Source organism: Candidatus Methylomirabilota bacterium (assembly GCA_035936835.1).
In the GTDB taxonomy this organism is placed as follows: Bacteria; Methylomirabilota; Methylomirabilia; order Rokubacteriales; family CSP1-6; genus AR37.
Map to the genome: position 1 here is coordinate 1 of DASYVT010000227.1, position 2099 is coordinate 2099.

General features: G+C 67.4%; 2 protein-coding genes. One reads left to right on the top strand and one right to left on the bottom strand.

The genetic code is table 11. From position 1 onward, the window contains the following. Positions 1-885, bottom strand: an 885-nt coding sequence (locus VGV06_20660) for a transposase zinc-binding domain-containing protein (GenBank protein HEV2057552.1), incomplete at its 3' end; no start/stop codon positions are given. A gap of 690 nt (positions 886-1575) precedes the next feature. Between VGV06_20660 and VGV06_20665 the strand changes: the two genes are divergently transcribed. Further along, positions 1576-2099, top strand: a 524-nt coding sequence (locus VGV06_20665; GenBank protein ID HEV2057553.1) for a hypothetical protein, incomplete at its 3' end; no start/stop codon positions are given.

Here is a 2099-nt window from a genome sequence, read left to right on the forward strand (position 1 = left end):
GAGCTGGGCCTGACGCGGGCCGCGGGAGGTGACGTGACCGAGGTTTGGCTCACCGCCGAGGCGGCGGACGCGGGCACCGGCGCGGGGGCCGAGGGCGACGCGGCCCTGGACGGAGGCGCTGGCGAGGCCGGCCAGGACGGGGGAGGCGTCGGCGAGTGGGTCCGGCGGCGCCGTGTCGTCAGCGGGCTCGAGGTGGCGGCGGGCGAGCAGCCGCCCTACGCGGGTGCGGACGGTGGCGAGGACGTGCGCCACATCCTCGTCGCTCGGGAGAGGGGCAGGGTGAAAGGTGAGGTGCCCGGGTCGAGTCTCGCTGAAGACACCGTCGAGCACGAGCGTGTGGAAGTGGATGTTCAATTGCAGGCCGCTGCCGAAGCGTTGGATCACGGTCACGGTGCCAGTCTGGCCGTCCGGGATGCCGTGCGCCCGCGCGGTGCGCGCGTAGAGGGCGAGCAGCACGCGGGCATACACGCCCAGCACCGCGCGGCACAAGGCGTGATCCCACGCCAGGCGGTAGCGCAGGCGATACGGCAGCGTCAGGACCCACTGGCGCACCGGCACCTGTGGCAGCACCTCGTCGACGAGAGAGGCGGCACGCTCCGCCATGCGTCGCCCCCCACAGCTCGGACAGAAGCCGCGCCGCTTGCAGGAGAAGGGCAGGAGGCGCTCGAAGGTGCAATCGGCGCACCGTAGCCGCGTGAAGCCGTGGGCCAGGACCCCGCACGTGAGGAACTCGCGGAACTCCTGCTCGACGAAGCGGGGCAGGCCATGTCCGTCGCCCCGGTCGGAGGCTTCCCGCAGGAAGGGCTCCAGATGTTCGCGGATGACGGCGTGGAGGACAGAGTGCTCGGCGTCGCGGGGCTGATACGTGCGGTGAGGATGGGCCACGCCCTGGGATAGCGCCTGCTGGCAGCAGCGCCAATGCCCAGAGATGGATACACGGTGCCAGTGCTGGGGCTGAGGGACGCGCCCGGCTGCCGATGGTCGACCCCGGCCACTTCTCAGCGGCCGAGTGCTCATGGATCATCGGGGTGGTGCAAGCTGCGTGTTCTAGTCGGGTCCTGTTCTCCATGGGCGAGGGTTTTTCAACGTCCCGAATACGATAGCGAGAGCGTGGCCGTGACTGGAACACGGGTTTCAGTGGGGGGTGCCCCGGCCCCACCCGCCGTGTCTGCGGCTAACGGAAAAGCGGGGCGAGGACTAGGGCCACAACCGGCGATTTCATGACCGCTTCCCTACAGGACCGGAGGGCCCGCCGATGGCCAAACGCTGGCCGTGCATCCTGCTCGCCACGCTCTGCTGTTTGCTCGCCGTCGCCACGTCGGCCTCCGCCGAGTGCGCGTGGGTGTTGTGGTCCGATTCTACGTCGAGGGATGGCTCCTACCAGAACACTGTGCCCATCGATAGTTATGCCACTCGTCAAGAGTGCAAGAAGGAGCGAGACCGACTCGTGCTGAAGCATGGACTCAAACCTGGAGGTCCTATTACCTATGTCTGGACATGTCTCCCCGACACCGTGGACCCGCGTGGGCCGAAGGGACAGTGACCGGGCCGATGATGGGGCGGCTGGAGTAGGGGATGGTTGAGCAGGACTTGCCGAGCGAGAAGGAGCTGCAGTCCACGGCCTACCATGAGGCCGGCCACGCAGTGGCGGCCCATTGGGAGCGCGTCCGGCTTGAGTCCGCCACGATCGTGCCCGGTGACGACTTCGACGGCAAGGTGATCTCGCGGAACCTGCTCCATGGGCGCAACGTGGACTCAGACGCCAGCCAGCGGAACCGCTCGCGGATGCTGCGCATGGTCCGTGTCTCCCTGGCGGGGTTGGCCGCGCAGCGCCGGTTCGATGCGGAGAGCGTGAAAGATTGGCACGGTGAGTACGACTACCAGAAGGCCGCCGACCTCGTGTCGTACTTTACAGAGAATGATCGAGAGCTCGAAGCCTACCTGAATCTCCTCCTCGTCCAGGCCGAAGGAATCTTCGACAGGCCCTTCGTATGGGACCAGGTCACAGCCGTGGCCGAGGCGTTGTTGGCGAAGAAGACGCTGAAGTCGCTGGAACTCCGGCGGATCATGCACCTCGCATGTCAGCAGGCCATGGATCG